Source organism: Pseudarthrobacter oxydans, assembly GCF_013314975.1.
Lineage (GTDB): Bacteria > Actinomycetota > Actinomycetes > Actinomycetales > Micrococcaceae > Arthrobacter > Arthrobacter oxydans.
The window spans coordinates 1-20,079 of record NZ_JABTYH010000047.1; the positions used below are offsets into that span (position 1 = coordinate 1).

Below are 20,079 nucleotides of genomic sequence, written 5' to 3' on the forward strand. Positions count from 1 at the left end.
CCTTTCGGGCAATGGAAAACCCTCCACCGCGACTATTGGGGGATGCCGCGGTGGAGGGCCTGAATTGAATATACCGTGAACTTACGGAAACAAAAAGTTGTTTCCTGCTGTGTCCCGCACCAGCGGATCAATGCTCCGGCCGCGGAGAGGGGACCGGGGTCAGCGGTGCACGGGGATAAAAACCCGGGGCTGTTCCGTCCAGGTGTCTGACATCTGCGACATGGTCCGCCTCATGATCTTGTCGGAGGCTTCGCGGGCAGCACCGGCGTCGCCCCGGGCAATTGCCTCCGCCACGTCCACGTGCCACTGCAGTGCGGCCTCGTGCGGGTGGTCGGGCATCAGCCCATGCACGGTCCGGCCGGTCAGGGTCTCGGCCACCTGCCCCATGAGGTTCGCAAACATCTCGTTTCCTGATCCTGAGAGCAGCAGTGAATGGAACTGGATATCCAGCTCAAGGAAACGTGGGACGTCCCCCCGGTGGCCGGAGTCGCGCATTGCATGGGCAACATCCACAAGCTCCAGCCGCAGCGGTGCGGGGGCGTTCTGCGCGGCAAGTTCGGCAGCGGCCGGCTCAACGGCCGACCTCAGCTCGGCCAGGGACCGCAGCTGGGCGCCGCGCGCCTTGCTCGCGAGCCGCCAGCGGATGACCTGCGGGTCGAAGGGGTTCCATCGGCTCGGAGGCAGGACCCGGATGCCCACCCGCTTGGTGGTTTCCACCAGTCCAAGGGATTGCAGCACCCGGACGGCCTCGCGGATCACCGAGCGCGACACCTTGAGCTCATCCTCAAGGTTTTCGGCAAGCATGATATGGCCGGCAGGAAGCTCGCCCGAGATGATGCGTGTGCCCAGGTTCTCAATGGCACGGTGGTGCAGGCTGCTGGTCATGCAGCTAAGCCTAGTGGGAACGTGTGCACCGGGAAGCAGCCGTCCTTGACTGGCAGCGACACAAACTGTTCCATTACGTGGGCGTTAGTTTCCTGTGACTTCATGAATATATATGCTTTATTCAGACCCTTGGTCTGCAACGGTCTTCCGAGCACCGGGAGCCACTGCACATCCATCGCACAGTATGAATTGGAGTTTTGATGTCTGCACACATCGGTGTCACCGGCCTCGCGGTGATGGGCGCCAACCTGGCCCGCAACCTGGCCCGCAACGGCTTTACGGTCGCCCTGCACAACCGCTCAGTCGAAAAGACGGACGCCCTGCTGGCAAAGCACGGTACGGATGGCGACTTCATCCGCACCGAAACCCTGCAGGAGCTGGTGGACTCCCTCGAGAAGCCGCGCCGTGTACTCATCATGGTGAAGGCCGGCAAGCCGGTTGACTCCGTGATTGAGCAGCTTGAGCCCCTGCTGGAACCCGGCGACATCATCATCGACGCCGGAAACTCCCACTATGAGGACACCCGCCGCCGTGAGGCCGCCCTCGCCAAGAAGGACCTGCACTTCGTGGGTGTCGGCGTTTCCGGTGGCGAGGAAGGTGCCCTCAACGGACCCTCCATCATGCCCGGCGGTTCCAAGGAGTCCTACAAGGCCCTCGGCCCGCTGCTTGAGAAGATCTCGGCAAAGGTCGACGGCGAGCCCTGCTGCGCCTGGGTGGGCACCGACGGCGCCGGCCACTTCGTCAAGATGGTCCACAACGGCATCGAATACGCCGACATGCAGGTCATCGGCGAAGCCTTCGACCTGCTCCGTTCCGGTGCCGGCATCGAGCCCGCAGAGCAGGCCAAGATCTTCACCGACTGGAACAAGGGCGAGCTATCCTCCTTCCTGATCGAAATCTCCGCCGAGGTCCTGGGCCACGTGGATGCCAAGACCGGCAAGCCGTTCGTGGATGTCGTGGTGGACGCCGCGGGCCAGAAGGGCACCGGCCGCTGGACGGTTATCTCCGCCCTGGAACTTGGTTCCCCGGTCTCCGGCATCGCCGAGTCCGTGTTCGCCCGTGCACTGTCCTCCCAGGCCGGTCAGCGCAAGCTCGGCCAGGAACTGCTGGCAGGCCACGAGGCCGACGTCGAAATCCCGGAGACCTTCGTTGAGGACGTCCGCCAGGCGCTCTACGCCTCCAAGCTGGTTTCCTACGCCCAGGGCCTGGACATGCTCACCTCGGCAGCCAAGGAATACAACTGGGACCTGAAGCTGGACGAGATTGCCTCGCTGTGGCGGGCCGGCTGCATCATCCGCGCCGAACTGCTCAAGGACATCACCAAGGCCTACGCCGCTGAGGACAAGCCGGCCAACCTGCTGTTCGCTCCGGCATTCACGGAAGCCATCGCCGGCGCCCTTCCCGCCTGGCGCCGCGTGGTGGCCACCGCTGTCCAGCTGGGAATCCCGGTTCCGGTCTTCTCCTCCTCACTGGCCTACTACGACGGCCTGCGCCGCAAGCGCGTCGCCGCCGCCCTCATCCAGGGCCAGCGCGACCTGTTCGGCGCCCACACCTACGGCCGCGTCGATGCGGAAGGCACGTTCCACACCCTGTGGGGCGAGGACAAGTCTGAAATCGAAGCGGTGGACACCCACTAGGTTCCGCCCAGAACAAAAAGGCGGGCAGTTTCCGGTGATCCGGAAAATGCCCGCCTTTTCTTCTTGCTGTGGTCCTGCTGGACAGCCCAAGGGCAGGCCCCGTCAGATGCGGTATTCGATGTCGTATTCCGCCGGGTCAACCGCCGGCGTGGTTTCGCGCTGGGCGTCACGGTGGCGCCACTTCGCAGGAACGCCGGTGACGATCGATTCGGGTGGTGCGTCCTTGACCACCACGGCGTTGGCGCCGACGGCACTGTCCCTGCCGATGGTGATCGGCCCCAGGATCTTTGCACCCGCTCCGATGGTCACGCGGTCGCCGATGGTGGGGTGGCGCTTGATCCGCGCGAGTGACCGGCCGCCCAGGGTCACCCCGTGGTACATCATCACGTCCTCACCGATTTCCGCCGTCTCGCCGATGACCACGCCCATTCCGTGATCAATGAAGAAGCGGCGGCCGATGGTGGCCCCCGGATGGATCTCGATTCCGGTCAGGAAACGGCCCAGCTGCGAGAGCAGCCGCGCCGGGAAACGCAGGGCCGGATTCTGCCACAGCCGGTGCGTCAGCCTGTGGATCCAGATGGCATGCAGCCCGGAGTATGCGAAAAAGTTCTCGAAAGAACCTCGAGCCGCCGGGTCGTGGGACCGGGCGGCGTCGAGGTCTTCCTTTAGTCTTGCGAAAAAGCCCACAGAGTTCTTTCTACAGGAAACGGGCGAAGAGCGGCCTGATCAGCCGCGGATGTCGTCATAGAGCACGGTGGAGATGTAACGCTCACCGAAGTCGCAGACAATGGCGACGATCAGCTTGCCCGCGTTCTCGGGGCGCTTCGCCAGTTCCAGTGCGCCCCAGACGATCGCTCCGGAGGAGATGCCGCCGAGGATGCCTTCCTTGACGCCGAGCTCGCGGGCCACGCGGACGGAGTCCTCAAGCGTGGCGTCCAGGACCTCGTCGTAGACATTGGTGTCCAGGATTTCGGGCACGAAGTTGGCCCCGATGCCCTGGATCTTGTGCGGGCCGGGGGCGCCGCCATTGAGGATCGCGGAGTCCTTGGGTTCGATCGCCACGATCTGGACTCCGGGCTTGCGCTCCTTCAGGACCTGGCCGACGCCGGTGACGGTTCCGCCAGTGCCGACGCCGGCAACGAAGATGTCCACGGCGCCGTCGGTGTCAGCCCAGATTTCCTCCGCAGTGGTGTTGCGGTGGATTTCAGGGTTGGCTTCGTTGGCGAACTGCTGGGCCCAGATGGAGTTTTCCGTGTTGGCCACAATTTCCTGGGCCTTCTCCACGGCGCCGCGCATTCCCTCTGAACCGGGGGTCAGGACGATTTCGGCGCCGAAGGCGCGCAGCATGACGCGGCGCTCGGTGGACATGGTCTCCGGCATGGTCAGGATGACCTTGTAGCCGCGGGCCGCGCCAACCATGGCCAGGGCGATGCCGGTGTTTCCGGAGGTGCCTTCAACAATGGTCCCGCCCGGCTTCAGTGCACCGGACTTCTCCGCGGCGTCGACGATTGCCACACCGATACGGTCCTTGACGCTGTTGGCCGGGTTGTAGAACTCAAGCTTGACGGCGACGGTGGCATCCAGCCCCTCGCTGAGCCGGTTGAGCTTGACCAGCGGGGTGCCGCCGACCAGCTGGGTCACATCGTCATAGATCCGTGCCATGTACATACGCCTATCTCTGAGGGGTGAATACTGAGGTCAGCCTAACGAGGCCGCGTAACCGTGGCTAAGCGTTAAGCCATGCAGAGTAATATTTCCGGGCCTTCGCGAGCTTGGGGTTGATGATCACCTGGCAGTAGCCCTGCTCGGGGTGTTTGGCGTAGTAGTTCTGGTGGAAGTCCTCCGCCACGTGGAAGCGCGGTAGCCGGCTGACCTCCGTGACGATCGGATGGGCCCACAGCGGCTGGTTGCGGTCGATCGCTTCCTCGAAAAGGATCTTCTCCTCGGTGGTCTCATAGAACATCGAGGAACGGTACTGGGTTCCCACGTCATAGCCCTGGCGGTTCAGCGTTGTGGGATCGTGAAGGGCGAAAAACATGTCAAGGACCACCTCTTCCGGGATGATCTCTTCGTCGAACGTCACAGCCACCACCTCGGCGTGCCCGGTGGTGCCGTTGCACACGGAGTAGTAGTCGGGGTTGGGATCATGGCCGCCCGTGTAGCCGGACACCACAGCGCTGACACCCTTGGTCTTCTGGTAGACAGCGTCGAGGCACCAGAAGCAGCCTCCGCCTAAAACAAAAGTTTTCATGACCTCTTCAATGGTTGGGGGCGCCGGATGATTCCCTGGGCGCCGCGGGCGCCGCCTGTCACCGTGCGGCGCGGAGGACGCGATGGGGTAAAACTAAGACTATGGAACCTGTGGACACCGACGTTACCGGCCCTGAGAATCACGACGGCGGGCCTCGCGGCGGCGAGGCCCCTTCCGGCAAGGATGCGTCCGGCAAGAACGCGGCGGCCGGGCAGGCGCAGGTCCCCACTTTGGGCGAGATGCTCCTGGCCGTCGAGGAACTGTGGCCCGAGTCCCTGGCGGAGAACTGGGACGAGGTGGGGCTGGTGGCGGGACACCCCTCGGCTCCTGTCACGAGGGTCATGTTCGCAGTGGACCCCACCCTGGAAGTCATCGAAGAAGCGGTGGAGTGGGGTGCCGAACTCCTGATCACCCACCATCCGCTGCTGCTGAAGGGTGTCACCTCGGTTGCTGCCACCACGCCCAAAGGCCGGGCCGTCCACCGGTTGATCGAGTCCGGCACAGCCCTGCTGACCGTCCACACCAACGGCGATTCCGCCGTCGGGGGCGTTTCCGATGTCCTGGCCGACGCCCTGGGCCTGCAGGACGCGGCCCCGCTCACCGTGGCGGCAAACGGACTGCCGGAAGAGGGCATCGGGCGGGTAGGGGACCTGCCGGAGGCCATGAGCCTGGGAGACTTCGCTGCCCGGGTGTTTGGCATCCTGCCCTCCGTGGCCGGGGGAGTGCGGGTGTCCGGCGACAAGGACGGCCTGGTGCGGCGCATTGCCGTCTGCGGCGGCGCGGGTGACTCGCTCTTCAACGAGGTCCGGGCCAGCAACGCCGACGTCTACGTCACGGCGGACCTCCGCCACCATCCGGCGTCGGAAGCAAGGGAAGCTGCGCACAACGGCCGGCCCTACCTGATCGACGTTTCCCACTTCGCCAGTGAGTGGCTGTGGCTCCCGGCCGCGGCCGCAGCCCTGGGCAATGTCCTCGCCGACCAGGGCCATGACGTCGAAATCCAGGTCAGCACCACCAACAGTGATCCCTGGGACTTCATCCTCACTCCCGGTTAGGCCCGGAGACGGCGGGGACACAGCAGGGCAGGGGAGCTGGGGAGCGGGGCAGGCGCTAGAGTCTAGGAAGCGCCGTCCAGGCGCCCGGCTCCGGCCGGAAGGGATTAAGCGGAGGTAACAGTGGCGAAGGCAGCACCGGCGGAACAGTTGAAGTTGCTTGGACTGCAGGGGCTGGATGCCAAGCTGAAGTCGCTTGCAAACCGCCGCCGCTCGCTGGAAACCGATCCGCGCATCAAGGACCTCGAAGCCGCCCTTTCCGTCGCCAACGGTGAGCTGGGCGCCGCGAAAGTGGCTGTCCACGACGCCGAAGCCGAACTCAAGCGCGCCGAGGCGGACGTGGAGCAGGTTGCCTCCCGTATCCAGCGGGACGAGGCACGGTTGAACAGCGGCACCGGCCTGTCCAAGGACCTGGTGGCCCTCCAGAAGGACATCGCATCGCTCAATAAGCGGCGCTCGGACCTGGAGGACATTGAACTTGAGGTGATGGAGCGCCTTGATTCCCTGCGGGCCACCCAGGCCCGGCAGCAGGGGATTGTGGACGACATCCAGGGATCGTTTGGCACCATCCGCGCCGAGCTGGACGCGGAACTGGCTGCCGTGGAAGCGGAAGCGGGCGGCCTCCGCGCACAGCGCTCCGAATTCGCTGCGGGCCTGGATGCCGGTCTGCTGGCCGTCTACGAAAAGACGCTGGCCAGGCGCGGAGTGGGCGCCGCCAGGCTCTTCCATGGCACCTCCGAGGCGTCCGGCATGAAGCTGAGCCCCGGCGACCTCGCCGAGATCAAGGCCGCAGCTGCCGACGACATCGTCTTCTGCCCGGACTCCGGCGCCATCCTGGTCCGCTCGGAGGAGTGGGCCTGAACCTCAGCCCGGAAGGACGATGTTCAGGGCGTGGGGTTTCCGTGCTGAGCCTTCAACCAGTTCCGCGGCCCACACTTCGCGTGTTGCCTTCAGGAGTTCCGACGGCGTTGCCGGGACCTTCCCGCGCCGTACCAGCAGGTGCCGGGCAAGTTCGCCACGGGTGTGCTTGGCGAAGTGGCTCACCACCTTGCGGACCCCGTTCACCTCGGTCAAGACGTTGACGGCCACGGTCTGGGCAGCGGGCGGCGCCCAAGCCGCCGCGTAGGTGCTTGAGCGGCAGTCCACCAGCAACTGCCCCTCCACCGCTCCGGCGAGGGCCCCGGTGAGCTGCGGCTTCCAGAACGAGGCGAGGCGGCCGACGTCGGGCAGTGCTGTCCCCATGGACAGGCGGTAGGCGGGCACGCTGTCACCAAAACGGATCACGCCCCAGAGTGCGGAAACCACCAGCACGGACGCGTCCGCCTTGCGGCGCTGCGCAGCCGTGAGGGTCTTGTAGCCCAGGGCGTCATAAAGCACCCCCGAATAGATCCGGTGGGCGGGCGCCGCCGGTTCGGCATGAAGCCGCGTGTTGCGGTCGACGTCGTCCTTGAGCGATGCGCCCACACCCAGCAGCGCGAGGGCGTCCTCGTGCGCGCTCACCGTTCCCAGCGCATCCAGCACTTTGGCGCGGCAGGCGTTCAACTCCGGGAAGCTCAGGGAAGGCCAGTCGACGGCGGATCCGCGGACGGCGGGTGTCTTGCTTTCGGAAGGGGGAAGCAGAATCAGCACCGTCCGATCCTACCGGCGGCGGGAAAAGGCAAGGCCACCGGTAGACTGGGGGTTGGATGGGTTGACCAGGCGGCCGCGCGTCACGCAAGTGGCTCGAGGAACGTCCGGGCTCCGCAGGGCAGGGTGGTGGGTAACGCCCACTCGGGGTAACCCGCAGGCCAGTGCCACAGAGAACAGACCGCCTGGGTCGCGCCGGTTTGAAAGCGGCACGAACCAGGTAAGGGTGAAACGGTGGTGTAAGAGACCACCAGCTTCCCGGGTGACCGGGAAGGCTAGGTAAACCCCACCCGGAGCAAGGCCAGACAGGACACGTTTGAGGGCTGCCCGCCCGAGTGTCCGGGTAGGCCGCTGGAGGGCGCCGGCAACGGCGTTCGTAGATGGATGGCCGCTACTCCCGTGCCGGTAACGGAACGGAAGCACAGAACCCGGCGTATCGGTCAACCCATCCATCCACACTGGTTTGACCTTGGACGATGTGTTGGGGATGCTGAACCGTGCCTGCAAATTATGACCCGCAAGACAGCCCCGGCGCTGCTGCTAGGCAGCAAGTCCCCGGACGCAGCCAACAGGCTGTTGCCTTGGCCGGCTTCTTTTCGCTTTCCCTGGCCGCGTGGGCCGCGGCGTCGGTCCCCATCATCCTGCATTCCAGCGGCTGGTTCGCGGAGTCGGCCAAGGCCCCCTGGATGCCGCCCGGCTGGATGTTCAGGAGCATGTGGATGCTGCTGTACGCCGCGGTTGCGGTGGCCGCCTGGCTGGTCTGGCGCAAGGGAGCCCTTACCGGAGGCACCCTGGCCGGCTACCTCAGCCAGTTGGTGCTCAACGCCGCATGGCCGCTGGCCTTTTTCGGCCTCTTTCCCGTGTTTGGCGGTGCGTCCCTTTGGGCGGCTTTCGTGGTGATTGCGGCCCTGGGAGTTTCTGTTACCTTCCTTATCCTGCGCTTCGGTCCGGTCAGCGCCGCAGCGGGCCTGCTGATGCTTCCCTACCTGTCCTGGGTGGTTTTTTCCTCCAGCCTCAATCTGTATTCGGCCATCCACAACTGATCTCCTGCCGCAACGGCTTCCCCTGTGAGTGATTTCACTCAATCAGGGCCGATTTACGGAGGCCAGCCATTTTAGAATGGATCCGGACGCAGGAGTTCTTCCGCCGGAGTTGCGTTCGCAGCCGGCGGTTTTTCTTTGCGTGTGATCCAGGCGCCCGGGGGCCGACCCCCGCGGGCGCAGGGTCCCCTGCACGACATGTGGTGGCCAACAACCGTGTACGAGGACGTACACGGCTGAACCGAGGAAGGTATTTCTGTGAGCCAGACGTCAGATTCTTGTCTTGATACGTGGATGGGCCGCGAGGCCCTCGCTGAGGCCATGATTCCGGTGATCGGCCGGCTGTACCGCGAAAACAACGTGGTCACCAGCATCCACGGCCGGAGTTTGATCAACAAGTCCACCATGAACATCCTCAAAGCGCACCGCTTTGCGCGCCGCATGAGCAAGGACGAACTGCTGCTGGAGGAGACCGCCCCGCTCCTGAACACCCTGGCCAACCTGGAGCTCGGCGCGGCAGCGATCGACATCGCAAGGCTGAACCAGAAGTTCAAGGAAGAGGGCAACGGCGCCACCCTTGAAGAATTCCTCCGGGCTGAACTGGCCGACGTCGTAGGCAAACGCGGCGGCGATGACCGCACCAGCACCGATGTGGTGCTTTACGGCTTCGGCCGGATCGGCCGGCTCCTGGCCCGCCTCCTGATCGAAAAGGCCGGCGGCGGACACGGCCTCCGGCTTCGCGCCATCGTCGTGCGCAAGGGCTCGGACAACGACCTCTCCAAGCGCGCCAGCCTGCTGCGCCGCGACTCCGTGCATGGTTCCTTCGAAGGCACCATCCGGATTGACGAGGAAGCCAACACCATCACGGCCAACGGCGTCCAGGTGCAGGTCATCTACTCGGACAACCCGGCCACCATCGACTACACCGCTTACGGCATCAGCAACGCCCTGGTGGTGGACAACACGGGACGGTGGCGTGACGCGGAAGGGCTCTCCCAGCACCTGCAGAGCAAGGGCGTCGCACGGGTGCTCCTGACTGCCCCCGGCAAGGGCGACCTGAAGAACATCGTGCACGGCATCAACCAGGGCACCATCGAGGACACGGACAAGATTGTGTCCGCAGCGTCCTGCACCACCAACGCCATCACGCCGGTGCTCAAGGCCATCAACGACAAGTTCGGCGTGGTCCACGGGCACGTGGAGACCGTCCACTCCTTCACCAATGACCAGAACCTGATCGACAACTTCCACAAGGGCGACCGCCGCGGCCGGTCGGCGGCACTGAACATGGTGATCACGGAGACCGGCGCCGCCAAGGCCGTGGCCAAGGCGCTCCCCGAACTGCTTGGCAAACTGACCGGCAGCTCCATCCGCGTTCCCACCCCGGACGTGTCCCTGGCCATCCTGAACCTGAGCCTGGAGAACGGGACCACCAAGGACGAGGTTAACAACTACCTGCGGGAGATGTCCCTGCACTCTGACCTGCGCAAGCAGATCGACTACATCGACTCACCCGAAGTGGTGTCCACCGACTTCGTCGGTTCACGCCGCGCGGGCATCGTTGACGGCCTTGCCACGATCTCCAACGAGAAGAACCTCGTGCTCTACGTCTGGTACGACAACGAGTTCGGATACAGCTGCCAGGTGGTCCGCGTCATGGAGGAGATGGCCGGCGTGAACCCGCCGTCATTCCCGGCAAAGGAATCTGCAGCAGCCCTCGCAGCGATCGCCGTTTAGGCTTCCGCCCAGGGTCTCCCGATTTCCCGGCTGATGGTGCTGGAATCAGCCGGGAAACGGGACCACACTGGTGGAATGGAAAATGATTCGACGCTCCAGCACGAAACAACCCTTGAGCACGCCCTCGACGTGGCCAAAGCCAATCACAAGGAGGCTGTCCGGCTGCTTGAGGGCGCCCGCGCCGCACACAAAACGGGCGACGTCGGAGAGGACCGGGTACGCCAGCTCGAAGGGCTGCTGGCTATCGCCGAGGAAGACCTACGAAGGGTGATGCGGGAGCAATAACCCCGCCGGTGAGGCCTTCCACTCTCCCTCCACACTGTGGATATCATCGGGGGTGGCCGGACAGGTGTCCTAGGCTCGTCTGGTGCAGGAGACTACCGGAAGTCCAGGAACCACATGACCGTGAGCTGGTCATCCTACCGACGGGCGCGCCGGCGTTCACGCCAGGCGTGGGGAATCCTGGGGGCAGCTGCAATGGCGGCCCTGGCGGCCTTGTCCTGGTTCTTCACCGCAGGACAGTTTGCCGCAGCGGAGCCTGCGGTCTCCGGGCCCACTGAAGCTCCCGTTTTTGATCCCGCATGGATGAAGCCTGTTGAGGCTGTGCACCCGGTGCCCACAGGTTCTGCCCTCGCCGCACTGGACGGACTGGCCGTCAAGGGACGCGCCGCGGCGTCAGACTACAGCCGGGACGCCTTTGGCCAGGCCTGGCAGGACGTGGACCGGAACGGCTGCGATACCCGCAACGACATCCTGCGCCGCGACCTCGCCGCCGTGGTGCTGACGGAAGGCTCCGGATGCCGGGTGGCAGCCGGCTCGTTCCATGAGCCGTACACCGGGCAGATCGTGGACTTCCGCCGCGGCTCCGACAGCAGCCGGGCGGTACAGATAGACCATGTGGTTGCCTTGGGCGACGCCTGGCAGAAAGGCGCACAGTCGCTGACGGCGGGGGAGCGCCAGAACCTCGCCAACGATCCGCTGAATCTCATTGCTGCCGACGGTCCTGCCAACCAGGATAAGGGCGCAGGGGACGCCGCCACGTGGCTTCCCAAAAACAAGTCGATCCGCTGCCACTACGTGGCGCGCCAGGTGTCGGTGAAGGCCGCCTACGGCCTGTGGGTCACCGAAGCGGAGAGGGACGCCATGAAGCGCGTCCTGGGTTCCTGCCCCGGCCAGCAGACGGTTGCCGCCCGCTGAGCCGGAACCCGGCTGCTGTACCGCGTTCGACGTCGCCCGTGGCTGCCGCCCGGACGGGGCACTCCGGCAGCGGCCGCCGTCGGGCCTGGCTGTACTGACCGGAGAGGCTGTTTGGGTGACTCATTCGCCCAGGCCGTGCACCGGTCTGGCGTTCGCTGGGGGTTCTCCGACCTCGTGGATGGCGTGGCCGCCGCAAGCCGTCCTGGTGACGCCGGCTCGCTCGATGCCCGAGACGGTGAACCATCGCATTGCGTTGCGCAATCGGCACCACCCAACGAGGTACCACCGGCCGTTAGTGGAGGCGAACAGCACCGGCTCAACGTCGCGGGTGGTCGAGGTCCCGTCTCTCGATGTGTAGCGAATGCGGATCACCCGCTGCTCGGCCATCGCCTCTTCCAGTGCCGACTTGATTGCGCGCGAGGAGGAAGGAAGCGCGTTGACCCAGACGCGGTGGGCCAGCTCGTCGGCCCGTGCCCGGGTTTTGGGATCGAGGACGTCCAGGATCTTTCGGACACCTGCTGCTGCCAGATCGGCGTAGGGGGCATCGGGTGCAGCGGCCACGGCTGCCATGAGCGCCATGGCCTGCGCAGGGGACAGGCTGACAGGCGGCAGGGACCCGCCTGTAGCCAATCCGTAGCCACCGCCCGGACCGGGACGGGACCATATAGGGGCACCGCTGTTCTCTAACGCGTCGAGGTCCCTCTTGATTGTGCGCACGGATACCTCAAACACTCCCGCCAACCGTTCGGCGGAAACCCCCCTCGTGCCGCTGCGGCGCAACATCTCGGATAGCGCATGGAGCCGTTCAACTCGCTTCACAGTTCAAGCCCCGTCAAATTCATGACATAAATAGTGACATACCCTTGTCTGTAGTGCCTGCGAGGGTATTGACATGACAATTACTGCAAGCAGCCCGCTCATCATTCTCGTCGCCGGCCACTGGCTGGGCGCTTGGGCATGGGACGAAGTGCTTGAACACCTGACAACCGACCACTTTCGTGTAATCGCGATGACACTGCCCGGTCTCGACGTGGACGATCCCGAGCGTGCGGCGAAGACTCTCGACGATCAAGCCGCAGCGGTCCTGGACGTCATCACTCAGAACGGGGCCTCCGGGGATCAGCCCGCAACCCTAGTGGCTCACAGCGGGGCGAACGCGCCCGTCAGCCTCGTCCTTGACCGGCGCCCTGAGCTGGTCCATCGAGTGGTCTGGGTCGACTCCGGGCCTGTGGTGACGGGAAGCGCCTTCGGCCCGGACATCCCGGAGGAGTTGGAGGAGCTTCCGCTGCCGTCCCTTGACGTCCTCGCACAGCAGGCGAGCCTCGAGGGCCTGAGCGCATCGGTCCTGGAGCGTTTTCGGGCCCGGGCCGTCCCTGAGCCCGGACCCGTGCTTCGTCAGCCCGTCGAGCTCACCAACGATGCCCGCCGCAAGGTCCGGACCACCCTCGTGTGCTGCTCGATCCCGAGCACGCAGGTGCTGGAGCTGGCCCGCGCCGGCCATGCCATGTTTGCCGAAGTCGCCAACATAGAGCACTTCGACGTTATTGACCTCCCGACGGGGCATTGGCCTATGTGGAGCCGTCCCCGCGACCTGGCCAGGGCCATTCAGTCAGCGGCTTCCCGAAGCAACTGAACTGCACATTGCTGCCCGATTCCAGGTCCCGTGGCCCACGGTCAGGAGATGGGTCGAGCGATACCGTGCAGGCCAGCCGCTGCAAACGTGTCCGGTCATTACATCTAGTGGCCGAAGGGGTCCGGATCCACGCCGGGCATCCACGTCAGGCCGGGAACGCCCCAGCCGTTCTTCTTGGCCAGCTTCATGGCTTTGCGCGCATAGCGATCCATCAGCCGGTTGACGTACAGCTTGCCGTCCAGGTGGTCATATTCGTGCTGGATCACGCGGGCAAACCAGCCCGTGGCCTCGAATTTGACCGGCTTCCCGAACCCGTCGAACCCCTCAACGCGCGCCCATTCGGCCCGCTTGAGCGGGTACTGTCCGCTGGGAAAGGACAGGCACCCTTCCTCTTCCTCGTCAGGATCCGGAACAGCGCCGGAAATCTTTGACAGGGTCAGGACGGGGTTGACCACCACTCCGGTGGGGGGAGCGCCGTCGTCATTGGCGTACTTGTACACGAAGATTCTTTTGCCGACCCCTACCTGTGGCGCCGCCAGGCCCACGCCGTTGGCGGCGTCATTTGTCTCGAACATGTCCGCTATGAGGGTGCGCAGTTCGTCGTCGAATACTTCCACCTCGGAAGCCCGGCGGTGCAGTACGGGTTCTCCCCAGATGGTGATTGGCAGAACGGTCATCTTCAGGTGGTCCTTCGGCGGTGTTTCGTGCAAAAGATCGTGTGCACAGCGGTGAAAAAGAAGGAGGCCGCACCGGATATCCGGTGCGGCCTCCTTGGAGGACGGCTGCACATACCGTCCCGTGAGGGTGAGCTACGGGGGTTGAACCCGCGACCTCCTGGACCACAACCAGGCGCTCTGCCAACTGAGCTAAGCCCACCATGTGCCTGCAGATTTACCGGCGGACCGGGCCTCTGGAAAGGCAACTCATATAGCTTACCTGCTCTTCAGGGGTGCTTTGTCCACTTTTGCCGTTTTCACGAAAAAATCCGCGAAAGGTGGCGCAGATTACGTTTCCGCCTGCCCGTCGCCGGCCGCCGTGATGCGCTTGGCGATCCGCTGCGCTGTGGCGCTGTCCGGTCCCGGGGAGGGTACGAACACAGCCTCGCGGTAGTAGCGGAGCTCATCAATGGAGTCCTTGATGTCCCCCAGGGCGCGGTGTCCGCCCTTCTTCGCCGGCGACTGGAAGTAGGCGCGTGCGAACCAGCGGCGCGAGAGCTCCTTGATGGTGCTGACGTCGATCACCCTGTAGTGCAGGTGCTCCACCACTGCGGGCATGTCGCGGGACAGGAACACCCGGTCGGTCCCCACGGAGTTGCCGCCCAGCGGTGCTTTGCGGGGGTCCGGGACCCACTTGGAGATGTATTCCATGACGGCGGCTTCGGCCTCGGCCATTGTCCTGCCGTGGGGGAGTTCCTTGAGGAGCCCGGACTTCGTGTGCATGTCCCGGACAAAGTCGTTCATCTGGGCCACTGCGGCATCATCGGGTTTGATGACCACATCGACGCCGTCGCCAAGGATGTTCAGTTCCGAATCGGTGACCAGGGCCGCCACCTCGATCAGGGCATCGTTCTTGATGTCCAGACCGGTCATTTCACAGTCGATCCAGACGATTCGTTCGTTAGATATAGGCACCGGACCAGCCTACCGTTTCACCTCCCGGCCACCGGCCGGTGCTAGGATTTCGGAGACGCGGCGGGTCGTGCCGCGCCCGTGGTGACGCGCCCCGGCCGGTTCCATCCCGCCAGGCGGAACCGCAAACGAGAAAGATTGGACGTTCCTGAGATGACGGCGCCTGTGCCTGCGACGAGGGAGACGGCGGCCGCCGCTACTGCCGCAGCGGGCGGTGCGGAAGTGGATAATCCCCGTTCCCCGCTGCTTGCCGGATTCGTGGGCTCCATGTTCATGCTGATTGGATCGCTGGGCGTGGGCTGGCTGGCTCCGGTTTCGGAACTCCGCCGGATGCCGTTGTTCATCTGGATGCGTGCTGAAGCTCCCGGCGTTGCGCTGTCCATCATCCTGCTGGCTGTCGGCGGCATGCTCCTGGTGCGCGCCTGGCTCAGGCTCGGGCAGAGGGTACGGGTGTGGGGCCTCGAGGCACGCAAAGCCACCCTGATGGCTGTCGTGGCATGGGGTCTGCCCATGATGTTCAGCGTGCCCCTCTTCAGCCGGGACGTCTACGCCTACATCGGGCAGGGCAGGCTCATGGTGGAGGGCTTCAACCCCTACGAGAACGGCATCTCGGCACTGTCCAACTACTTCCAGCTGGGCGCGGACAAGATGTGGACCGAAGCCCCCGTTCCCTACGGCCAGTTGTTCCTGTGGATTGAGCAGTTCGTCGTCTGGTCCACCAACGTCCAGCCCGAGGCCAGCGTGATGCTGTTCCGGCTGGTGGCGCTGGCGGGCGTGGTCCTGTGCGTGATCTACGTACCCAAGCTCGCGGAGCTGCACGGGGTCAACCCGCACCGCGCCCTGTGGCTCACGGCCGCGAACCCGCTGTTCCTGACGAACTTCATCGCCAGCGTCCACAATGACGCACTGATGATCGGGCTGGCACTGGCCGGCCTCTACTACTCCGCCACGCACAGGGTTGTCCGCGGTGTTGTCCTGGTGACCCTCTCCATCGCGGTAAAGCCCATCACCATTGTGTTCCTGCCCTTCATTGGGCTCCTGTGGGCGGGCAAGGACGCGGGCTGGCTCCGGAAGTTCGGGTTCTGGGGCCTGACGGCAGCGCTAAGCCTGGGCATCCTGGCCCTGATGAGCCTGGTCAACGGTTTCGGCTTCGGCTGGATCAACGGCCTCTCCGCCCCGGGGAGCATCTCCATCTGGTACGCGCCAGTGGGGCTGATCGGCATGGTGGTCGCCTCGCTGGCCAACTCGTTCGGACTCGACGGTGCCACCCTGGCAGGTTTTGTGTCCGACGCCGGGAAGCTGCTTGCCGTGGGTGTCATCGCCTGGCAGATCTTCCGCGGGGACCATGACCGGCTGATCCGCCGCCTCACCCTTGCCTTTGCCGCCGTGGTCCTGCTGGCTCCCATGATCCAGTCCTGGTACGTCGTCTGGCTGATACCGCTCTTCGCCGTGACCGGCATCAGGAACGACTGGCAGGTCAAAGCGCTCTACTTTGTTGTCTCCTTCTTCATGATCTATGCCATTTCGGACCAGCTCGAAGTCTTCCCCTACCTGCAGACCGAGGATCTGGGATTTGCGCTCGCACTGGCCCGGGTGGCGGCGGCCGTGACCGGCCTGCTGTTTGGCCTGTACCTGATTTTCTGGGATCCGCGCACCCGCCGGCTGTTCCGCAAGACCCACGGGAACGTCGTCGAACGTCCCGTCATTTAGCCGGCGCCAGGTGGCGGACCGCCTCCCTTCGGCTCAGGGGACTCATGGCTGGTGCGTGTCCGGCCACAAACGCGGCCACCCACCCGGGGGCCGTTTTGGCGTACTCGCGCAGGGCCCAGCCAATGGCCTTCCGGATGAAGAACTCAGGGTCCGCCAGGTTTGCCTCCACTACACGCGCCAGCAGCACGGAATCAGTTCCGGCCTTTGCCTTGAGCTGCGACAGGATGGCGGCGCGCCGGATCCAGAAGTCCGGATCGGTGCTCCAGCGGAGCAGCACGCCCGTCATTTCCGCCCGGTTGGCCTGGAGAAGCCCGCAGAGCCGTCCCGCTGTGCCGTCCACAAAATCCCACCAGGCGCCACTGCGGATGAATTCCTCATAGACGGGCAGCATGGCCATGTCCCCGGCGACCAGGCGGTGGGCGGTCAGGTCGATTGCTGCATACCGTTCCTCCCGCGCAGTCGCACTGCGCCACAGCTCCAGGGCCGTGGCACCGAGCTGGTCCGGCGACTCGAAGGGGGCCCCGGCGGCCGCCGCTGACACGATTCGGCGCACCTCGGGCACGCGCACCCCGAGGCAGGGCATTGTGGACTTCATGTAGGCCCTCGCACCCGCTCCCCGCACAGGATCGGCCCGTTCCTGCAGTGCTGTGCGGATGGCCGCGAGCACCCGGACATTAACGGCGTCCCCGTGGTTCATGGTGCAACTTTAGCCAGCACGGGGGAGCGGCCGCAGCAGGTGCCGTGTTCCGGGTGGGGGATCCGCCCAGGTGCGCTAGGCTGGTTAGCGCTAACAAGATTGTCCCTGCCCGAAGGATTTCCATGCCATCGACGGAACACAGCATCGCGAGCGGCCCCTACACAGCGCTGGTCACAACCCGCGGGGGCGCGCTGCGGGAGCTGCGGCACCAGGGACGGGACCTCGTGGTGGGTTTTGGCCCGGAGGGACGTATCCCCGACTACCGCGGAGTCATGTGTGTTCCGTGGCCCAACCGGCTGGCGGACGGCAGGTACACCTACGCCGGCAAGGACTTCGAAGCCGCAATCAACGAGCCCGAGCGCGGCTCCGCACTGCACGGGCTCGCCACCGGGATGAACTGGGAGCTGCGGCAGGCAGCTGCGGACTCGGTGGTGCTGGCCTGCAGGGTCGGCGCCGGCCGGCACTACCCGTCCGACCTGGAGGTCTCCGTGACCTATTCGCTGGGTCCTGGCGGGCTTCGCAGCACCGTGAGCACAGTGAATGTTGGACAGGCCGCCGCCCCCTACGGAGTGTGCCCCCATCCGTATCTGGTGGCAGGGCAAGGGAAACTGGATGACTGGACCCTTGAACTGGCGGCACACGATTTCCTGGAAGTGACGCCCGACCGGCTCCTCCCGACAGGCATGAAGAGCGTCGAAGGGCACGCATTCGACTTCCGCAGCCCCCGACAACTGGGTTCCTTGAAGATCGACCATGCCTTCACCGGGATCTCCCGCGACGAACAAGGGCTGGCCCGCGTCCGGGTACAGGATCCGGCGGGAACGGGCGTGGAACTGGAATGGGGTGCCGAGTGGCCATGGGTGCAGATCCATACCGCCGACAAACCCGTGGGGCCGGACCGCCTGGGACTGGCCGTCGAGCCCATGACCTGCCCGCCGGATGCCTTCAACTCCGGCACTGACCTGGTCCACCTCAAACCCGGTGAGTCGCACGCGGCGTCCTGGATCATCCGGGCCTTCGGCTAGTCCCGGCTGCCCGCGGCGGCAGGTGGTGTGGTCCAGCCCGCACGGTCCAGCCAGGCGGCGCACAGCTGCGTCCACTGGTCCGGCCCGGGTTCCTCCACCGCGAGGCCAAGGCCATGGCGCCCGCGGGGAAAGACGTGCAGTTCAGCAGGAACGCCGGCGCGCATGAGTGCCCCCGCGTAGTCCAGGCTGTGGCTGGCCGGAACGGCCGCATCGTCAGCCGTGTGCCAGACGAACGCCGGAGGGGTTGCGGCGGTCACGTTCCGTTCTGCGGAGAGTTCATCAAGAAGGTCCGACGACGGCGCGCTGCCAAGGAGGTTGTCCACCGACCCCTGGTGCGCGGACTGCGTATAGGACACCACGGGGTAGCACAGCACGGTCAGGTCCGGGACAGCCTCCGGCAGGTCCAGGCGGGCGCTTCCGGTTGACGTGGACGTGGACAGCGTCGCGGCAAGGTGCCCGCCGGCGGAAAAGCCGAGGACGCCCACGCGGCCCGGATCCACTGCGAGGCCGTGGGATCCATTGCGGATATGCAGCATGGCCTCCTTGGCGTCCTCCAGGGGTGCCGGGTGCCGGTCAGGTGCCACGCGGTACCGCAGCACGAACGCGTGGATCCCCAGGGCGGCGAGCCACTCGGCCACAGGCTCGGCCTCGTGGTCCGCCTGGCGGGCATAGCCGCCGCCCGGCAGGACCAGGAAGGCCGGACTGGCCCCTCCCGCACCCCGGCTGCCGGCCGGGTGGTGCGCCGGGACGCTCGTCAGTGCGGACACCATTGCTAGCCCACCGCCTCGGTGCTGCGCCGGAGCGTCACTTCACCGCTGACGGTGGGCTGCTCTTCCTCGCCGTCCGCATCGCTTTCGCCGGAAACGCGGGCTGTAGCCCGGGTTGCAAGCCTTCCGATGTCCTCCAGCGGCAGCCGTACGGTGGACAGTTCCGGGCGGAAGTCACGCAGCGTCTCGATGTCGTCGAAGCCCGCAATGGTGGCGTCCCTGGGTATCCGCAGACCTTCGGCGCGCAGTGCCGCCGAGGCGCCGATGGCCATCACGTCATTGACGGCGAAGATGCACAGTTTGGGTACCGCGGCTTCCCCGCCCCCGGACGCGCCGGCCTTGATCCTGGCTGCCAGCTGGAGTCCGGCTTCATAGCCGCCCGCGCGGTTGAACGCCGTGCGCAGGATCTCGGCGGGTGCGTGGCCTGCCCGGGCCAGGCCTTCCTGGAAGCCGCGGATCCGGTCGTCGGACGTGAGGAGGCCTTCCGGACCGCCAATGATGACAAAATCTCCGTCCCGGCCGGCGGCGAGTTCAACTGCCAGGGCCCCCGCGAGCTCCTGGTTGGGCACAGCCACGACGTGGTAGCCCTCAGCCGCGGTGGCGCCGACCACAGGGTGGCCCACGACGGCCACCCTGCCGCCGTTGCGGCAATACCGGTCAAGCTCCGCCGCGAGTTCAGTGTTGTCGTCCTGGTCTTCGGTCCGGCACGAGCGGGATCCCGCAATGACAATCGAGTCGGCACGCCGGGCAGCGAAAGCCGCAACGGCTTCGCGCTCCTCGCCGGGGGCCCCGCCTGTGGTGGCCAGGAGCACCATCTTGCGCTGCTCCCGGGCGGCCGCCTGGACGCCCCTGGCTATGGCTGCGAAATAGGGGTCGGCGATGTCGTGCACGATCAGGCCGATGAGGCCCGAGCTTGATTTCGCGAGCCCCTGGGCCTGGGCATTGGGAATGTACCCCAGGGATTCGGCCGCCTGGCGCACCCGGTCCGCGATGTCCTTGCCGGGCTTTCGTGCCGAGCCGTTCAACACCCGGGACGCGGTGGCGGGGGAGACCCCGGCCAGCCGGGCCACCTCGGTAAGGGTACTTGCAGCCACAGGATCTCCTGGATAACGGGGGCCAATAAGGGGTCACCACATTATGGCAGTTTGAAGTTCTTCCGGAAAGCGCTTGCCAACTGTTACCCGTGCGGTGCAT

The 20,079-nt window shown here is 65.5% G+C and carries 21 protein-coding genes, 1 tRNA gene and 1 other RNA gene; 11 read left to right on the forward strand and 12 right to left on the reverse strand.

What is annotated here, in order from left to right:
* Positions 1-159: 159 nt before the first annotated feature.
* Positions 160-885 carry a FadR/GntR family transcriptional regulator gene (locus tag HTS88_RS20565; protein WP_174181821.1) on the reverse strand — a complete coding sequence of 242 codons (726 nt, stop codon included), beginning with the start codon at positions 883-885 and terminating at the stop codon, positions 160-162.
* A 200-nt stretch (positions 886-1,085) separates the two neighbouring features.
* On the opposite strand from HTS88_RS20565, the gene gndA reads away from it, so the two are divergent.
* On the forward strand, positions 1,086-2,522 hold the full coding sequence (gndA, locus tag HTS88_RS20570; protein ID WP_174181824.1) for an NADP-dependent phosphogluconate dehydrogenase: 1,437 nt from the start codon (positions 1,086-1,088) through the stop codon (positions 2,520-2,522).
* Between the two features lie 102 nt (positions 2,523-2,624).
* On the opposite strand, the gene epsC is transcribed toward gndA, so the two are convergent.
* The 3 genes from epsC to msrA form a co-directional block, all read right to left on the reverse strand.
* The gene (gene epsC, locus HTS88_RS20575; RefSeq protein ID WP_174181826.1) at positions 2,625-3,209 is read right to left on the reverse strand and encodes a serine O-acetyltransferase EpsC; all 585 of its coding nucleotides are present in this window, start codon (positions 3,207-3,209) and stop codon (positions 2,625-2,627) included.
* A 39-nt stretch (positions 3,210-3,248) separates the two neighbouring features.
* Positions 3,249-4,184 (reverse strand): cysteine synthase A, encoded by a 936-nt coding sequence (gene cysK / locus HTS88_RS20580; RefSeq protein ID WP_102975900.1) that lies wholly within the window; start codon positions 4,182-4,184, stop codon positions 3,249-3,251.
* A 64-nt stretch (positions 4,185-4,248) separates the two neighbouring features.
* Positions 4,249-4,773, reverse strand: a complete 525-nt coding sequence (gene msrA, locus HTS88_RS20585) for a peptide-methionine (S)-S-oxide reductase MsrA (protein WP_174181828.1) — start codon at positions 4,771-4,773, stop codon at positions 4,249-4,251.
* Positions 4,774-4,874: 101 nt separating this feature from the next.
* On the opposite strand from msrA, the gene HTS88_RS20590 reads away from it, so the two are divergent.
* Complete coding sequence (locus HTS88_RS20590; protein ID WP_217432782.1) at positions 4,875-5,828, forward strand: Nif3-like dinuclear metal center hexameric protein; 954 nt, start codon at positions 4,875-4,877, stop codon at positions 5,826-5,828.
* Between the two features lie 120 nt (positions 5,829-5,948).
* Positions 5,949-6,686 carry a zinc ribbon domain-containing protein gene (locus tag HTS88_RS20595; RefSeq protein ID WP_174181830.1) on the forward strand — a complete coding sequence of 246 codons (738 nt, stop codon included), beginning with the start codon at positions 5,949-5,951 and terminating at the stop codon, positions 6,684-6,686.
* A gap of 3 nt (positions 6,687-6,689) precedes the next feature.
* On the opposite strand, the gene HTS88_RS20600 is transcribed toward HTS88_RS20595, so the two are convergent.
* Positions 6,690-7,454, reverse strand: coding sequence for a peroxide stress protein YaaA (locus HTS88_RS20600; protein ID WP_174181832.1), 765 nt, complete (start codon positions 7,452-7,454; stop codon positions 6,690-6,692).
* A gap of 57 nt (positions 7,455-7,511) precedes the next feature.
* Here HTS88_RS20600 and rnpB point away from each other — a divergent pair.
* The 5 genes from rnpB to HTS88_RS20625 all read left to right on the forward strand — a co-directional run bounded on the left by rnpB (position 7,512) and on the right by HTS88_RS20625 (position 11,425).
* Positions 7,512-7,903: RNase P RNA component class A (rnpB, locus tag HTS88_RS20605), an RNA gene on the forward strand.
* Between the two features lie 129 nt (positions 7,904-8,032).
* Positions 8,033-8,494, forward strand: coding sequence for a TspO/MBR family protein (locus HTS88_RS20610; RefSeq protein ID WP_217432783.1), 462 nt, complete (start codon positions 8,033-8,035; stop codon positions 8,492-8,494).
* A gap of 255 nt (positions 8,495-8,749) precedes the next feature.
* Positions 8,750-10,228: a glyceraldehyde-3-phosphate dehydrogenase gene (locus tag HTS88_RS20615; RefSeq protein WP_174181836.1), complete on the forward strand. Its 1,479-nt coding sequence runs from the start codon at positions 8,750-8,752 to the stop codon at positions 10,226-10,228.
* 75 nt (positions 10,229-10,303) lie between these two features.
* Complete coding sequence (locus HTS88_RS20620) at positions 10,304-10,513, forward strand: hypothetical protein (protein WP_174181838.1); 210 nt, start codon at positions 10,304-10,306, stop codon at positions 10,511-10,513.
* Positions 10,514-10,627: 114 nt separating this feature from the next.
* On the forward strand, positions 10,628-11,425 hold the full coding sequence (locus tag HTS88_RS20625) for an HNH endonuclease family protein (protein WP_174181840.1): 798 nt from the start codon (positions 10,628-10,630) through the stop codon (positions 11,423-11,425).
* A 120-nt stretch (positions 11,426-11,545) separates the two neighbouring features.
* Here the strand turns inward: HTS88_RS20625 and HTS88_RS20630 are convergent, their stop codons facing one another.
* Positions 11,546-12,244: a helix-turn-helix transcriptional regulator gene (locus HTS88_RS20630; RefSeq protein ID WP_174181842.1), complete on the reverse strand. Its 699-nt coding sequence runs from the start codon at positions 12,242-12,244 to the stop codon at positions 11,546-11,548.
* A gap of 73 nt (positions 12,245-12,317) precedes the next feature.
* On the opposite strand from HTS88_RS20630, the gene HTS88_RS20635 reads away from it, so the two are divergent.
* Positions 12,318-13,058, forward strand: a complete 741-nt coding sequence (locus tag HTS88_RS20635) for an alpha/beta fold hydrolase (RefSeq protein ID WP_174181844.1) — start codon at positions 12,318-12,320, stop codon at positions 13,056-13,058.
* A gap of 104 nt (positions 13,059-13,162) precedes the next feature.
* Here the strand turns inward: HTS88_RS20635 and def are convergent, their stop codons facing one another.
* The 3 genes from def to orn form a co-directional block, all read right to left on the reverse strand.
* Entirely contained in the window at positions 13,163-13,735 is a 573-nt protein-coding gene (gene def, locus HTS88_RS20640) for a peptide deformylase (RefSeq protein ID WP_174181846.1), read from the reverse strand.
* 126 nt (positions 13,736-13,861) lie between these two features.
* Positions 13,862-13,934, reverse strand: a tRNA-His gene (locus HTS88_RS20645).
* Between the two features lie 128 nt (positions 13,935-14,062).
* Positions 14,063-14,689 (reverse strand): oligoribonuclease, encoded by a 627-nt coding sequence (orn, locus tag HTS88_RS20650; protein ID WP_174181848.1) that lies wholly within the window; start codon positions 14,687-14,689, stop codon positions 14,063-14,065.
* A gap of 150 nt (positions 14,690-14,839) precedes the next feature.
* Between orn and mptB the strand changes: the two genes are divergently transcribed.
* Positions 14,840-16,396: a polyprenol phosphomannose-dependent alpha 1,6 mannosyltransferase MptB gene (mptB, locus tag HTS88_RS20655; protein ID WP_174181850.1), complete on the forward strand. Its 1,557-nt coding sequence runs from the start codon at positions 14,840-14,842 to the stop codon at positions 16,394-16,396.
* Here the strand turns inward: mptB and HTS88_RS20660 are convergent.
* Positions 16,389-17,093: a DNA alkylation repair protein gene (locus HTS88_RS20660; protein ID WP_174181852.1), complete on the reverse strand. Its 705-nt coding sequence runs from the start codon at positions 17,091-17,093 to the stop codon at positions 16,389-16,391. The two genes, mptB and HTS88_RS20660, sit on opposite strands and share 8 nt — an antisense overlap.
* A gap of 122 nt (positions 17,094-17,215) precedes the next feature.
* Here HTS88_RS20660 and HTS88_RS20665 point away from each other — a divergent pair, with 122 nt between their 5' ends.
* Positions 17,216-18,118 (forward strand): aldose 1-epimerase family protein, encoded by a 903-nt coding sequence (locus HTS88_RS20665; RefSeq protein ID WP_174181854.1) that lies wholly within the window; start codon positions 17,216-17,218, stop codon positions 18,116-18,118.
* Here the strand turns inward: HTS88_RS20665 and HTS88_RS20670 are convergent.
* Both HTS88_RS20670 and HTS88_RS20675 read right to left on the reverse strand, forming a co-directional pair.
* Positions 18,115-18,888 carry an alpha/beta hydrolase gene (locus HTS88_RS20670; protein ID WP_174181856.1) on the reverse strand — a complete coding sequence of 258 codons (774 nt, stop codon included), beginning with the start codon at positions 18,886-18,888 and terminating at the stop codon, positions 18,115-18,117. The genes HTS88_RS20665 and HTS88_RS20670 overlap by 4 nt on opposite strands.
* Positions 18,889-18,890: 2 nt before the next feature.
* Entirely contained in the window at positions 18,891-19,979 is a 1,089-nt protein-coding gene (locus HTS88_RS20675) for a substrate-binding domain-containing protein (RefSeq protein ID WP_174181858.1), read from the reverse strand.
* Positions 19,980-20,079 lie beyond the last annotated feature (100 nt).

What these genes read in the sequence shown, in the direction of transcription:
- HTS88_RS20565 (WP_174181821.1), bottom strand. Translation starts at nt 885, where the DNA reads ATGACCAGCAGCCTGCACCACCGTGCCATTGAGAACCTGGGCACACGC.
- gndA (WP_174181824.1), top strand. Translation starts at nt 1,086, where the DNA reads ATGTCTGCACACATCGGTGTCACCGGCCTCGCGGTGATGGGCGCCAAC.
- cysK (WP_102975900.1), bottom strand. Translation starts at nt 4,184, where the DNA reads ATGGCACGGATCTATGACGATGTGACCCAGCTGGTCGGCGGCACCCCG.
- msrA (WP_174181828.1), bottom strand. Translation starts at nt 4,773, where the DNA reads ATGAAAACTTTTGTTTTAGGCGGAGGCTGCTTCTGGTGCCTCGACGCT.
- HTS88_RS20590 (WP_217432782.1), top strand. Translation starts at nt 4,875, where the DNA reads ATGGAACCTGTGGACACCGACGTTACCGGCCCTGAGAATCACGACGGC.
- HTS88_RS20620 (WP_174181838.1), top strand. Translation starts at nt 10,304, where the DNA reads ATGGAAAATGATTCGACGCTCCAGCACGAAACAACCCTTGAGCACGCC.
- HTS88_RS20625 (WP_174181840.1), top strand. Translation starts at nt 10,628, where the DNA reads ATGACCGTGAGCTGGTCATCCTACCGACGGGCGCGCCGGCGTTCACGC.
- HTS88_RS20635 (WP_174181844.1), top strand. Translation starts at nt 12,318, where the DNA reads ATGACAATTACTGCAAGCAGCCCGCTCATCATTCTCGTCGCCGGCCAC.
- def (WP_174181846.1), bottom strand. Translation starts at nt 13,735, where the DNA reads ATGACCGTTCTGCCAATCACCATCTGGGGAGAACCCGTACTGCACCGC.
- mptB (WP_174181850.1), top strand. Translation starts at nt 14,840, where the DNA reads ATGACGGCGCCTGTGCCTGCGACGAGGGAGACGGCGGCCGCCGCTACT.
- HTS88_RS20660 (WP_174181852.1), bottom strand. Translation starts at nt 17,093, where the DNA reads ATGAACCACGGGGACGCCGTTAATGTCCGGGTGCTCGCGGCCATCCGC.
- HTS88_RS20665 (WP_174181854.1), top strand. Translation starts at nt 17,216, where the DNA reads ATGCCATCGACGGAACACAGCATCGCGAGCGGCCCCTACACAGCGCTG.
- HTS88_RS20670 (WP_174181856.1), bottom strand. Translation starts at nt 18,888, where the DNA reads ATGGTGTCCGCACTGACGAGCGTCCCGGCGCACCACCCGGCCGGCAGC.